Here is a 12925-nt window from a genome sequence, read left to right on the forward strand (position 1 = left end):
TTTATGAATGCTGATGCAGGATTTGATAGCAAAAAAGCTTAGAGAAAACTGCCAAAAAATGGGCATTATCCCTAATATTGACCACAACAAAAGAAATAGAAAAAAAGCTTATTATCAAGACATTATAGATGAGAAACTTTACAAAGAACGCTTTTCTGTTGAGCGAACTAATGCATGGATTGACGCATTCAAAATTTTACTCATTCGTTTTGAAAGAAAAGCCAATAACTGGGCGAGTCTACATTATTTAGCCTTTATGCTTATTTTCCTAAAACGAAATTTTTAAACAACCTCTACATTAGAAATCAAGGTGTTACCTTCAACCACAAGAAGGTGTATAGAATCTGGAAGAGAGAAAAATTAAACTTGAGACAGCGGCCAAAGCGTCAGCGTATTCGTAGAAAATTTGAACCTATCTCTTTGCCCAAGGAGGTAAATAAGGGTTGGTCTATGGATTTTTTAAGCGATTGGGTCATGAGCTCAGATAAGAAATCGGTCCGAATTATCAACATTATGGATGAGACCTCAAGGCGAGCTTTGTGGACAGAGGCCCATCAAAGTATCTCTGCAAAAAAGCTTACTGATGTACTTGATAAAGTACTGGATTACAGAGGTAAACCTGACTATATTCGTTGCGATAATGGGCCAGAATTCATCTCTAAAAAGCTAGCTGCCTGGGCCCAAAAACATGATATTGAATTGAAGTTCATCCAGCCAGGAAAACCTACTCAAAATGCATTTATTGAGCGATTAAATAAAACTTTGAGAACAGAGTGTTTAAACTTATCTTGGTTCCACTCTTTAGAAGAACTAAATGAGGAAATTCAAAACTGGTTTCAGCACTACAATTTTAATCGTCCCCACCAAAGTCTGGGAAATATTAGCCCATATGACTTTGAACGGAAGCAGTTAAATTTATAGTATTATCTGGTTGCACCTTAGGGTTAGGCTACAGGAGCGGCTGCTTGGAAACAAGATTTAGGCTATCACCGTCGAAATTTAAGCGAAACGGCAATGATGCGACTCAAGCACGTTTTCTCTGAACGACTCTCTTCGCTTAGCTTTAAAATGCAGAAACAAGAAGTGCTGATGCGTATTCAAATTTTAAATGAGCTTAATGCTGTTAAGTTGGAAGTTGCTGCTAATCAGTAAATTACGATTTATGCAACAAGGCCGCTGCTGACTAAGAAATTTAAACAAGCTCGTTTGTATTTTAATTAGGTTTAGAATGATTTTATAACTTTTGAAGGGTCTTTTTTAATTTCTTCAAGTTTTTTCTTTTTCCATTCTTGAATAGCTAATTCAGTTATTTCAGCTTGAGCATCAGCAATTTTTCTCAATAGTTCTTCATTTGCGGCGATTTCTGCATTTAGCTGCTGCTCCATTTTTTCTGAATGAGCTTTAACTTGCATATTGACCTCATCATTTAAATCTGATTGTTTCTGTCGCTGACGCACAAGTATATCATATTTTACACGATCTAGATAGTCGTCATAGGATCCTCTTTCAGTCATCATTTTAAAGAGGATTGGAGCAATTTCTATAAAAATAAATAAGAGTGTAATTAACCAACTAGCTGCATTGAGTTTAGCATTGTTCTTTGTAAGTCTATCCATAGCCTCTAAATGTGCAGCAAAGCCATCATACCTTTTAGCTACATCACTTTTTTGACGTTTTTTAGTCTTTTCTTCTATACGTAGTAGGTCTAATGTTTTTTCTTCTTTCTCTAATTCGGCCTCCTTTTTTATAATATCTTCCTTAGTTTTTTTAATGCCTTCTTCAATAAATTTATTTCCTTTAGATTTTAGGTTATTTAACCTGCTATTAGCCTCTTTATATGTATTATCTGAATTGTTGAAATTTGTAGTAGCTATACTGAACAGCATTAGATATCTTTTTAGCTCTTTTTTACTATAGTTATCCTCATTTTGTCTAGCATAGTAGAGATTTCTTTGAGCTTTGTTTTTACTTATCTGTTTTTCTTTGTAGTCTGTATATAATCGTTTACATTCTTCTTCAAGTTCGTTAATCTGAATTGTAATATAATCAGGTGGAGCTTTTTGAGCTTTTTCAAGATGCCTTTTTAATTGTTCTAGTTCATTTTTATTTGTGGTAACTAGCTTTTCTTGATCAGCTTTATCTTGGAAGAATATAGTATCGGCCTGTACTAATTTCTGATAATTCTCATCTTTCATTTTTTCAATTTCTACCTCAATTTCTTTTTCAAATATTTTTAGCTCTAAAGGAGTAGCTATTACAATTCCTAGAATTACTGCCATTACAATTCGTGGAAGAGCCTCTTTGATTTCTTGAAGAGAAATTGTTTTTTTCCCATCTCCGACTCCAAAAGTAGAAACAATATATCTATCCAAATTAAAAATTAAGGCTCCCCAAAAGATCCCAAAGAAAATAGACAAGTTAATACTTTTGAATGCAGTGAAAAAAGCATATCCTCCAGCCAAAGATGCCATGAGTGCTGTGAAAATAATAGTACCTCCAATACCAAAATATTTACTTTTCTCATGTGGTGTTTTTTCAATAATCTCAAGGTGTATTCCAGAGGACCATAAGAAAAGAAGGTCTATTTTTTTTAAAATAGTCTTAGGGATATTAAGTATTCGTGATATCATAGAGCAATAAGTTTAGGGTTTTGACTTTGGTTTCAGCTTTTTCATAAGTTTTTTAATAGTTCCAACAGTTCGTTTCATAATATTAGATGTTGTATTAAAGGAACTGATGTCTATTTCATCAGAAGTAGTAAAGTCAATTTGTTTTAGTTCTTCTAGCATCTTATCATTACTTAGTTCAGATTTATTTATGAGTAACTGATTTGAGAATCTAATTTCGGATAGTGTTGTTAGTGATGGAGGGAGTTTTAAGTGATCCGTGTTAACAAGATTTGTAATTTGGAAATTGGGCATGGGGGCGTTAATTTGTCGAATTTTGGGCAAGCCCATTGGTTCTGCTAAGAGGTCTTTAGTAACCGATTTATATAATCCTATAGCTGTTAAGGTAAACTTCAACTCACCACTAATAGAGATGTGCTCTAATCCATTTGCCTCTCTTTCTCCTGCTAATGGCTCTAGGAGTACTTTTTCAGCGTGTTCAGTTTCCCACTTGATGTCAACATTATTCAATCCTTTGTGTAGATTGATTTCCCAAGAGAACTCTAAAATCTCAGGATAAATAACATCTAGGCTAAGTTCTTTATAGACTTTTTGACCAAAATGCCCAACTGCAGTTAAAGTGTAGATAGTGTGATCTATAGGCTTAACTTCTGTAGTACCTATAGAGAGGTGTTGTGAATCAATGCCCGATATGACAACGTAGTCTGTTTCATTAGTCTCCCAACTAAGTATTATTGGAGCGACATCGTTTCGAACATATTTATCCGCATCAAAAGTGAGAATTTTGGGAGCTACTTTTACTGCAATGATTTCTAATACTTGAGTGTCTTCACCAAAATCATTTACCAACCTAAGAGTGACCTCTTTAGAATCTAGGAAATTCATGGAGATCTGCTGTGTTTTGTATGCAACTAGCTTATTGTTTAAGTATGCCTTGTTATATTTACTTCCATCCCACTCAAACACGACTTCTTCTTTATTACTATATATATGAGTTTTGTTTGATGTATAATGAGAGATGGAAGGGGTTTTGTCTTTTAGTTGAATGCATACTGTGTATAAAATATTTTTCCAATCTTTGCTAGTTAGTCTAGCCTTTGGATTGTCATAGCCTTTCCCAAAAACTTTTTTGAAACTATTTATTAAGGTATTTAGGCCAATCTTACTAAATAATTGAAGATTTATTTTTATCTTGTTGTAAAATACTTCATTATGCTTTTGGAATAAACTTGAAGACTTTTCTATTTCTGGCCAATCATAAGAATTTGAGTAGTTAATTTTCGTTTGATCATCAGCATCTATAAGAAAGAAATAGGGGCTGACATTAAAAATAATTTCGAAAATAGCATTGGCTAATATCCAATTCTCTGAATTTAGACGATCTGACGTAGTAAGGTTTTTACGCTTATTTGCAGTGTTTTTCGTTGGATTGGAGTTGAATAACTTTTTTAAGTTAGAATCGACCCAGTGAGTTATTTTTCCAATAGTAGTTGGAGCTTTTTGTTTATCATAATGATATCCACTGTCGTAATCAATTAAAGCAATTTGAGTATTAGCAGGATCTATCCATATAGAATTATCACTTAGATCTGAATGAATGAATTTAATGTCATGTAGAAATGCTATTATTTTTGATAATTGGTAACAAAGGATTAGCTTACTTTCTAGATCAAGTTGTTTTAATCTAACTGTTTCTCTTTCATCACCACCAAAATCAATAAAGCCTTCCTCTGCTAGATTATGCATGAGTAAGACTGTTGCAATTTCTTGTTTTTCAGAATTAAAAGCTTCAAAAGCTGCAAACGGTAAGCCCAAAAGCTCAGGAAAATCTTGTAGTATGTAGGCGCCTGTTTCTTTTGGGTATATTTTTATTTTGTGATGTAGTAAACTAATAGTTTCATAGGCATGCTTTTGAGCAGTTTTATCATGGAAAATCTTTATAACATATTTAGGATTGAATGTTCTATATATAGTACCAAATCCGCCAGAACCAATTGGAGTATCTTCATATTCTAAATATTCTATATTGGCAAAGTTAGAGTATATGTGTTTGTTTATTATTGATATTTTTGATATTTTTGAAAGTTTATTAGGCATTTAATATGGATTGATAATATTTAAAAACAGCATCCGTAATAATAATTCCTAATGAGGCGTCATCTTCTAGATATCCATCAGTATTTAAATCTTCGAGTACTTTTGTATTGAAATTAGATAATTTATCTTGAATAGTATCAAGTTGAGGTTCCTCCTTGCATAGCTCTATCAAGAATGTATCAAGTAAATTCAATATATACTGAACAGAGGGAGACTCATTTCGCCAGTATCTATTTTCTTTATCTCTAAGTATAAGATTATTCTCTAGAGAGTTAATACCATCAGAATATATTAGTATAATATTCCCATTGGGGTGGTTCGGGTATAATGTCAATTTTGATGGGATCAATTGATCAGGTCCACTATTATGAGATAAATGTTTGGATAGAGCACCTTTGGCATCAACGTGAGGTAAAAGGAGCTCCGAATATCTGTAAGGATAGTTTGAATATGGTGTATTAGCAAAGTCCCCAGCTATATTGATGACTCCTCCATTTCCGATATATTCAATGTCAATGCTTTTATTATTACTTGTTTGGGCTAAAAGAATGGTAGTTCCTCCTACTTTAATTTCATCGTGGGAGATTAAAGATGTGGAATCTTTAGGAATGTCCTCTATTGAGGGAAAAATATCTTGAAGAAGATAATTTCCAATTTTATTTGCAACTATACCTGAATCTTTGAAACTACCAATACCATCACAAATAATTATTTTTTTTAGCTTATCTATAGTTTTGTAGTTGGCATAGTCTTGATTTAATTTTACATTTTTGTATGAGGCGGAAAAATACATCATAGATTTGTTTTGGAAATTAGGGTAATACTTTTTATCATATGATCTCTAACAAGTGCTGGGTCCATTGTAGTTATAAAAAGCTCATCAGAGGATGCAAACCTTTTAAATTTATTAGATCTTCTTTCTTCCGAAGCTCTAACCTCTTCAATTGTCCAAGGACTGTCATAATCAAGCTCTCCTGTTGCTTCGTCACAAGAATACCATTTACTATCTTCGTCAATATATTTTTCTAAATATTGGCATGCTACAGTGATTTGGGGGTTCATTTTGAGTTCATTGACTTCTTTTAATGAATCGCTATAATCATCAAGTGCTCCATCTGAAAGTATTAACAACAAAACCTGAGTTGTTCTATCAGAGTTTTCTTTTATATATTGATTACTTCTATCTTTAGCATATTTTAGAGCATTTGCTAATCTAGTATCTTTTGGTTCCTGAATTAGTTTAATAGGGTTGAAACACTGTTGAGTATCAATATCTACTAGCCTCTTTATCCCGTCATCAAATACATCAGTATAGTCATCTGAAAAAATGATAAATGATAAGTCAAAACTTTCTTTATTCTTACTTTTTTTTAATCGAGATAGGATTGATTTTATTGAATCTTCAATTCTAACTGCTTTTGATCTTCCATCATCAGTTCTTCCATTCATCGAATTAGATCCATCTAGCATAAAGATTACTAATTGATAAAACGTTCGAGGTAAGACCAGCTCAGATGTAAGATCTTCAAGGGTGATTAAGTTTAAATTTGACAAATTTAATTTTTTGCCAAAAGATCTTTTTAATTCCCCTTTAGATTTTTGTATTTCCTTTTTCATAGTTTTATGTATTTTTGCATCTCCTTTTCGTAGTTGTATTTTAGATTCTTTTTCTGGTTAGTGAAGTAAACGTCCCAATTATCAATTTCTAAAATTAAAAGATATATTTTAGTATTTTGGATTTGCTTTATGCTGTCTATAATTCTTAGGTGAGTTCTTTTTAAGGCTTCTAATTTAGCTTGAAGAAATGTTAGCTTACTATATTCTTGACTAGTGTCAATTTTTTGTTTAGTTAAAAGTTTATCCCTTATTTCTAGAACTTTATCAATATCACTATGTTTGTAGGCGTCAGTTAAGAGACTGAAAACTTTTGAAGACTCCTCTTTATCTTCAAATAGACAATCTGAAGAGTCTGGATGGCAATATTTGACTAAATCTCTAAAAAGACTACTAAGCTTTAAAGTGTCATCCTCACTAAGTTCAAAAACTGGATCTTCTAGGGCTTTCATATAATTTAACTCATTTTCTTCAAGCTTTTCTTCTAAGTCTTTATATTTATTATCACGTATATCATATTTTTTTAGTTTAGCGTAAATTTTTTTACGAATTTTTAGGATTTTTGAGATTAAAGGTGCGAGCTCTTTTGTACATCTAAAGTTGAATTTTTCTATCTTTGCCTCTAAGTCAACCTTTTCAAATTCTAAGATTTCAATCTGATTGTTGAAAATTTTAATTTGTGTTTGTAATTGAAAAATCTTTATACCTGTTACATCTAAAACTTGAGTATGAATCTTCTTGAAATCTTTAATATTGATTAAAGCTTGATCATATTTACCTTGAAGTATTTTATCAATTATATGTTCTAGTTCGTTAATATGCCGGAGTTTGTGTGCCAATGTGTTGATTATATTGGGTTGATTGAGGGGAATAAGTCCCTCTATTGCAGTTAGAGTTTGAATGGCATCAGCAATATTGAGTTCTTTTTCTAGAGATTTTACTTTTCCTGAGATAAGTTTGAGTCGCTCAAATTCATTCATGAAATCATTTGCTCTGTCAGGATTGTTAGTTACTACAGTAACTTCTTCTTCATTGTCACAAAAAGCTCTTTTTGTCCAGTTTGCAGAACCACTTATAACAGTACTATGGTCAATGATACAAAATTTCATATGCATCAGTTGATGATCACCACCTAATTCAGTAAAAAAACCTCCATGCACTTCTAGCAAGGAGTACTGATTATAAGAATTTGTATTGAATTCGTGGTTAGTAATTATTAGTTCAACTTGGACCCCAGATTGTTGTAAAAAGACTAATTTATTAAAAAGAGATCTTTCTGTAAACCAAGCAACTGCAACTGCAACATGGGTCTGAGCATTGGATAAGTATTCATGGATAATAGGAAGTACATCATCTCGTTGAGTAAAATATGTTTTGATTAAAGGGGCCATCTTATAGTGTTTTAGTGATAGGAGCTCTTGTTGTTTTAATGAAGCTGTTTTAAGTACAGAATAAAAAAAGAAGCAATAAAAAAGTTGTAAATTGTAGGTATCAAATCAATAATTTCCAATTCATAAATTGCTCGGTATGAAATATACAGAAAAAGAATTAAAGAGAAAACTAAGTGCTCATTTTTCAGGGTATGGCCAGCGGATGAATATGCTGGTGATGCTAATTCTAGGCTTGCTTAAACTAGGCACAATTAGCTACCCTAAATTTGTACTGCCCTTACCCCCAAAATTAGGACAGTAGTTTAAGGTGGAAAAACAGAAGAAAAAAGTTGTATAATGAAGCACTAAATTACAAAAGAGATGAGAAAGAAACGTCGTAATTTCAGTTCTAAATTTAAGGCAAAAGTGGCCTTAGAAGCGCTAAAAGATCAATTGACCTTGGCAGAATTAGCGACAAAATATGAGCTACATGCGAATCAAATATCGGCCTGGAAGAAAGAGCTTTTGGCCAATAGTTTTTTGCTTTATGAAAAAAAGCGAGGGCCCAAAGTGGATGCTGATGAAGAAAAAGAAGCCCGTTTATATGAGCAAATAGGCAAGTTGCAGTTTGAGCTGGACTGGCTTAAAAAAAAATATAGAGGAATGTGATTGTAGCCTAACCAAAAACCAACCATTAGTTCCAAAAAACCACCAACATGCCAAAAAACAATTTCACCAAAAAGCAAAAGCTAGCCATCCTCGCTGAGCAGGACAGCGGCCTGAGCATAGCCGATTTATGCAAAAAGTACCAAATAAGCTCATCCACTTTTTATAAATGGAAAAGAGCCAAAGAAGAAGAGACCGATGATAAAGAGCGCCTAATTAAGGAGCTAGAAGCCCAAAATGCTCGCCTGAAAAAGATGTATGCAGACCTAAGCAGCAATTATGAAATCTTAGAAGAGGGCTACGCCATGGCAAAAAAGTACTCCACCCAAAACGACAAGAAGAAGTCATAGACGAGCTGTCCAAAAAGTATAGCATACGTCAGATTTGTGCCGTTTTGGGGTTTCGCCGTCAAACATACTATAAACGAAGGTTAGGTCATCGACCAGAAGTAGTCGATGACGAAATTGCTAACCTATTACATGAGGTTGTAGCCGAATACCCAACTTGGGGCTTCTGGAAAGTTTTTCATTACCTCAGAAGTCAAGGTCTTCCCTTCAACCATAAAAAGGTCTACCGCATTTGGCGAAGAGAGGAGTTGAATCTAAGACTGCGACCGAAGTCTTAAAGGCAGCAGAATTTATCTCTTTTGCTAACTGGCCTGCACTCCCCACCCACCTAAAAAACAATTATAAACACTTAGAAGTACCTACTCTATGGAAAAACAAAAAATAGAAAGCTTTTTAGAAACAGCTGAAAATATCGCTAAAGCCTACCTAGAGCAAAAAGCTCGACATGGACAAGTAGGATTTAATATTTTTCAGCTCATATCGAAGAATTACCATCAGGAGAATTTTCACTCAGATGTTATGGCGGCTTTGCTAGATCCTGCAAATTGGCAAGAATCAAGGCCTATTGCCTTATTAGAGTTTATACACTGCCTAAATCAGTTTGAGGATATTCAGATCGATCCAGAAAATTATCAAAAAGTAGAGGTCTTTCGAGAAAGTGGTCGAATTGATATCCTTATTAAGGATAGCCACTCTAAACACGCAATTATTGTAGAAAATAAGATCAATGGGGCAGAGGATATGTATCAACAAATTCCTCGTTATCTGAAAACTGTAGAAAATTCTGATGGTACAGTAGATGCCGTGGTATACATTCCCCTGGCCGATACTAAACAACCTTCTTTTCATGGCTGGACAGAAGAGGAGAAACAAAGGATCCAATCTCTATTAGTTGTGCTGCCGGCTACGCATTATGAAGTACATAGTCTCATCCGTGATTGGCTAAACCCTGCAATTTTAGCGAGCACAGATTCAGACCTGCAGTTTACACTCAGACATTATAAAAAATTGATTCAAACCTTAAGTCAGGACAGTATGAATACCGTAGCTATGGAAGATTTTTATGATTTGTTGAAGAAGGGGGAGAACTGGAACACAGCCAACACGATAAAGGGCTTGTTGGAGCAGTTGGAGGAACATAGAGCCACCAGAATACGTGATTACATAGAGAGTATTGGAGGGAAAAAGTGTTTTGACAAGATTCATTTTTTTTATTGCAAAAGAGATAAAGTATGGTTCTCTAAACTGCAACATAGTAATTTTGATGGTAAAGAATACTGGATGGAGATTCTGTCGCGTAAAGATAGTACTACAATACGTTTTTCTCTTTGTGATCCTGAGTTTAAAGGAGAAGCTAACCCCATTGAGTTAATTTTTGAAAAAATTGGACTTCCTTCAGAAGATTTAAATATCACGGAGAAAACGGAGACAGGCTATAACTTAAGATATGACTTCCCTAATGAAGAAGAAAAGCTATATAAAGATTTAGATACGATCTTGTCTAAAATGAATGCAACCTTTAAACCTGATACAAAATAATCCCACCACAAAAAAAAGCCAAACCCCTAAAGGTTTGGCTTTCTCTTTTCATCTGTGGAGCTGGAGGGATTCGAACCCTCGTCCAGTCAATGCGCTAATAAGCTTTCTACATGCTTAGCAATAAATCTAAATCTTAAAGTGCGAGAAGTTTTATCGCAGACGAACGCACTTCCAGTTCTCAAAAGTTTAACCACGCCGGTGAAAACAAGCCTTTGCAGCGATCCTAAGGGGTTTTGTTAATGCGACTAGCTGTGTATTAGGCCTCAAGCTAGTGGCGAATTGACTGTTATTAGTTCCTTAAAAAGGGCTAATTAGGCAGCCAAAGCATAGTTAGTGTTGCCACTTAAAATTGTTATGCACCAGTTTTAACGAGTGTGAGTACACCTGACTCGGCATGCTTACTTACCAACCGTCCAATGCTGTCGATTCCAGTCAGCCCCAGTGGTAATTGTTTCCCCCTCCTTTAGAGCGGGCGACAAATATAGAACTTTTACAAGAAAGAAAAAGTTTCCTAGCCCCTCATTTTTATTTTCTTCGGCTTTCTCTACCAAACTATCCATAAGAAGATGGACCGTCTTTTCCTTTTATGCATCCACTTAATTATCTTAAGGACCGAAAAGTTCTCTAAACCACCAAAAAATTTAAAATATAGCTATGAAAATAGGAATTATACGTGAAGGTAAGGTCCCCGCAGATTCTAGAGTGCCCCTCAGCCCCCAACAATGTAAGGAGCTGCTCGCCAAGTTTCCCCAACTCGATATCTTGGTCCAACCTTCTCCCAACCGCTGCTTTAAGGATGAAGAATATGAAGCCGCCGGCCTCCAACTCCAAGAAGATCTCAGCGATAGAGAGTTGCTCCTCGGCGTGAAGGAAGTGCCCATCAGTCAATTGATTCCCAATAAAAAGTATTGCTTTTTCTCGCATACCATCAAGGAGCAATCCTATAACCGCAAACTCCTGCAAGCAATTATTGAAAAAAATATTCAATTGCTTGATTATGAGGTCCTAACTGACGAAAATGGCAAGCGCGTGATCGCTTTTGGCCGCTTCGCCGGAATCGCCGGCGCTCATAATGGCCTGATGACTTATGGCAATCGGACCAAAGCTTATGATTTGCCCCAAATGATCAAGTTTAAGGATATGGCCGAGGCTACCGCCTATTATAAAACAGTAAATTGGCCCAGCATGAAGGTTGTCCTTACTGGTGCTGGCCGTGTGGCTAATGGCGCCGCTGAGGTGCTCGAAAATGCTGGTTTCCAACGCCTAAGCCCCCAAGATTTTCTGAATAATGCAAGTGAAGGCCCCGTTTTTACTCAGCTCTGCTGTAAGGATTATGTGGCCCCCAAAGCCGAAGGCGCAAACTACGACCAAAACGAGTTTTTTGCCCATCCCGAACGCTATACCTCCATTTTTGAACCCTATACAAAGGTCGCCGACCTGATGATTAACGGCATTTATTGGGATAATCGCGCCCCCCAGTTTTTTACCGCCGAGCAGATGAAATCCAAGGACTTTAAGATCCAAGTGATCGCCGATGTGACCTGCGATATCGCCCCCGCTGCCTCGATTCCCTCTACGCTTTTTGCAAGCACGATCGCCGAACCCGTTTTTGGCTACGATCCCCAACAGGCCAAGGCGGTGGCACCCTATGCCCCCCAAACCATCGATATGATGACCATCGATAATCTGCCCAATGAACTGCCCCGAGACGCCTCTTTGTCTTTTGGCGAGCAGTTTATCGCCTCGGTTTTGCCCGAGCTCCTCGGCCTAAAGGATAGCAAAATGATCGAGCGGGCTAGCGTGACCCTAAATGGCGAATTAGGCCCTCATTTCCAGTATTTAACTAACTACCTAAACGCTGAATAATGGTTGCTGAAGTATTAAAAATTGAAACGCCCAAGGAGGACTCACACATCAGTAGCCTGCTGCTCAAAACCTATATGGTGCACCCCCTTTGCGAACGCCTAAAACGAGCCGAAGCAAAGTCGGCCCTAGAGCTGGGCTGCCGATTCCCACTGAGTTTCTTCCCCCTTTTTCATCGCTTTGACTTTACAGAGTTTCATGGGGTAGACCAAGACACAAAAGAGCAGGCAATGAGCAAATTCTTGGCCCAAAATAAACGCCTGCAAGCCGCTGATCCCCAAAATTTCTACGAAATTTATCGCTCGGTTTTCAAAAAGTTTGGCGCAGATAGCCAACCCCTTTTGCAAGACCAACAAGCCTTTGAAGCGCTTTTTGAACCCAACCTAAATTGGGAAACCGATGTCTTCGATTATATGAAGGCCCTACCCGCCGATAAAAAGTTCGACTTTATCTCGATGATTAACCTCCTCCACCTCTTGCCCAATGTGGACAAAATGTGGGAGCTGATCAACCTTGCCTTAGACCATCTCGCCCCCGATGGCGTTCTCTATTTTCGGGTCTTTAAGAGCAAAAATTATAACATCCGAGAGTTTTTGGACCAGGTCCAAGAGCGCCTCGATAAGGGCAGCCTGCTCTTTTATCAACCCAAAGAAGGCCTGCAATATTTTAAATTACTCTATTATTAGCGCCATATTTTAAGCCCCATTTAGCCAGTAGAATGACGTTCTGCTGGCTTTTTTTATGTCCTGAAGGGTTGTTTTTGGGGCCTCCTGCAGCAAAGCTGCAGGCGCTACGTTTCGGG

The 12925-nt window shown here is 36.2% G+C and carries 15 protein-coding genes and 1 other RNA gene; 10 read left to right on the forward strand and 6 right to left on the reverse strand.

All coding sequences use genetic code 11. The annotated features are described in order from the left end of the window. Positions 1-58 precede the first annotated feature (58 nt). From SAPGRDRAFT_RS20890 to SAPGRDRAFT_RS23125, 3 genes are all read left to right on the forward strand, one after another. On the forward strand, positions 59-286 hold the full coding sequence (locus tag SAPGRDRAFT_RS20890) for a hypothetical protein (RefSeq protein ID WP_253271330.1): 228 nt from the start codon (positions 59-61) through the stop codon (positions 284-286). Positions 287-297: 11 nt separating this feature from the next. Continuing rightward, positions 298-921 (forward strand): IS3 family transposase, encoded by a 624-nt coding sequence (locus tag SAPGRDRAFT_RS13440; RefSeq protein WP_051018633.1) that lies wholly within the window; start codon positions 298-300, stop codon positions 919-921. 93 nt (positions 922-1014) lie between these two features. Continuing rightward, positions 1015-1152, forward strand: a complete 138-nt coding sequence (locus tag SAPGRDRAFT_RS23125; RefSeq protein ID WP_002659779.1) for a hypothetical protein — start codon at positions 1015-1017, stop codon at positions 1150-1152. Positions 1153-1223: 71 nt separating this feature from the next. On the opposite strand, the gene SAPGRDRAFT_RS19905 is transcribed toward SAPGRDRAFT_RS23125, so the two are convergent. The 5 genes from SAPGRDRAFT_RS19905 to SAPGRDRAFT_RS13465 are packed head-to-tail and all read right to left on the reverse strand — an operon-like array spanning position 1224 to position 7729. After that, complete coding sequence (locus tag SAPGRDRAFT_RS19905) at positions 1224-2630, reverse strand: DUF4407 domain-containing protein (RefSeq protein WP_002659781.1); 1407 nt, start codon at positions 2628-2630, stop codon at positions 1224-1226. Positions 2631-2642: 12 nt separating this feature from the next. Then, complete coding sequence (locus SAPGRDRAFT_RS13450) at positions 2643-4724, reverse strand: serine/threonine-protein kinase (protein ID WP_002659782.1); 2082 nt, start codon at positions 4722-4724, stop codon at positions 2643-2645. Next, complete coding sequence (locus tag SAPGRDRAFT_RS13455) at positions 4717-5520, reverse strand: hypothetical protein (protein ID WP_002659784.1); 804 nt, start codon at positions 5518-5520, stop codon at positions 4717-4719. The genes SAPGRDRAFT_RS13450 and SAPGRDRAFT_RS13455 overlap by 8 nt, the downstream gene beginning before the upstream one ends. Beyond that, positions 5517-6341 (reverse strand): vWA domain-containing protein, encoded by an 825-nt coding sequence (locus SAPGRDRAFT_RS13460; protein ID WP_002659786.1) that lies wholly within the window; start codon positions 6339-6341, stop codon positions 5517-5519. Before SAPGRDRAFT_RS13460 ends, SAPGRDRAFT_RS13455 begins: the two co-directional genes overlap by 4 nt. Continuing rightward, positions 6338-7729 carry a phospholipase D-like domain-containing protein gene (locus SAPGRDRAFT_RS13465; protein ID WP_002659787.1) on the reverse strand — a complete coding sequence of 464 codons (1392 nt, stop codon included), beginning with the start codon at positions 7727-7729 and terminating at the stop codon, positions 6338-6340. Before SAPGRDRAFT_RS13465 ends, SAPGRDRAFT_RS13460 begins: the two co-directional genes overlap by 4 nt. 136 nt (positions 7730-7865) lie before the next feature. Between SAPGRDRAFT_RS13465 and SAPGRDRAFT_RS22965 the strand changes: the two genes are divergently transcribed. The 5 genes from SAPGRDRAFT_RS22965 to SAPGRDRAFT_RS13480 all read left to right on the forward strand — a co-directional run bounded on the left by SAPGRDRAFT_RS22965 (position 7866) and on the right by SAPGRDRAFT_RS13480 (position 10260). Next, complete coding sequence (locus tag SAPGRDRAFT_RS22965; RefSeq protein WP_002659789.1) at positions 7866-8030, forward strand: hypothetical protein; 165 nt, start codon at positions 7866-7868, stop codon at positions 8028-8030. 59 nt (positions 8031-8089) lie between these two features. Next, complete coding sequence (locus SAPGRDRAFT_RS13470) at positions 8090-8377, forward strand: transposase (protein WP_037349662.1); 288 nt, start codon at positions 8090-8092, stop codon at positions 8375-8377. 47 nt (positions 8378-8424) lie between these two features. Continuing rightward, positions 8425-8724 (forward strand): IS66 family insertion sequence element accessory protein TnpA, encoded by a 300-nt coding sequence (gene tnpA / locus SAPGRDRAFT_RS13475; protein WP_037350261.1) that lies wholly within the window; start codon positions 8425-8427, stop codon positions 8722-8724. A gap of 44 nt (positions 8725-8768) precedes the next feature. After that, complete coding sequence (locus SAPGRDRAFT_RS23825; RefSeq protein WP_071530163.1) at positions 8769-8999, forward strand: IS3 family transposase; 231 nt, start codon at positions 8769-8771, stop codon at positions 8997-8999. Positions 9000-9087: 88 nt separating this feature from the next. Next, positions 9088-10260, forward strand: coding sequence for a PD-(D/E)XK nuclease family protein (locus tag SAPGRDRAFT_RS13480; RefSeq protein WP_002659790.1), 1173 nt, complete (start codon positions 9088-9090; stop codon positions 10258-10260). A 52-nt stretch (positions 10261-10312) separates the two neighbouring features. On the opposite strand, the gene ssrA is transcribed toward SAPGRDRAFT_RS13480, so the two are convergent. Continuing rightward, positions 10313-10700: a transfer-messenger RNA gene (gene ssrA / locus SAPGRDRAFT_RS20900) on the reverse strand. A 214-nt stretch (positions 10701-10914) separates the two neighbouring features. On the opposite strand from ssrA, the gene SAPGRDRAFT_RS13485 reads away from it, so the two are divergent. Both SAPGRDRAFT_RS13485 and SAPGRDRAFT_RS13490 read left to right on the forward strand, forming a co-directional pair. Further along, complete coding sequence (locus tag SAPGRDRAFT_RS13485; RefSeq protein WP_002659793.1) at positions 10915-12126, forward strand: NAD(P)-dependent oxidoreductase; 1212 nt, start codon at positions 10915-10917, stop codon at positions 12124-12126. Then, positions 12126-12809, forward strand: coding sequence for a methyltransferase domain-containing protein (locus tag SAPGRDRAFT_RS13490; protein ID WP_002659795.1), 684 nt, complete (start codon positions 12126-12128; stop codon positions 12807-12809). The genes SAPGRDRAFT_RS13485 and SAPGRDRAFT_RS13490 overlap by 1 nt, the downstream gene beginning before the upstream one ends. The last annotated feature ends 116 nt before the right edge of the window (positions 12810-12925 follow it).

Origin of the sequence: Saprospira grandis DSM 2844 (assembly GCF_000275825.1) — a bacterium.
Lineage (GTDB): Bacteria > Bacteroidota > Bacteroidia > Chitinophagales > Saprospiraceae > Saprospira > Saprospira grandis_A.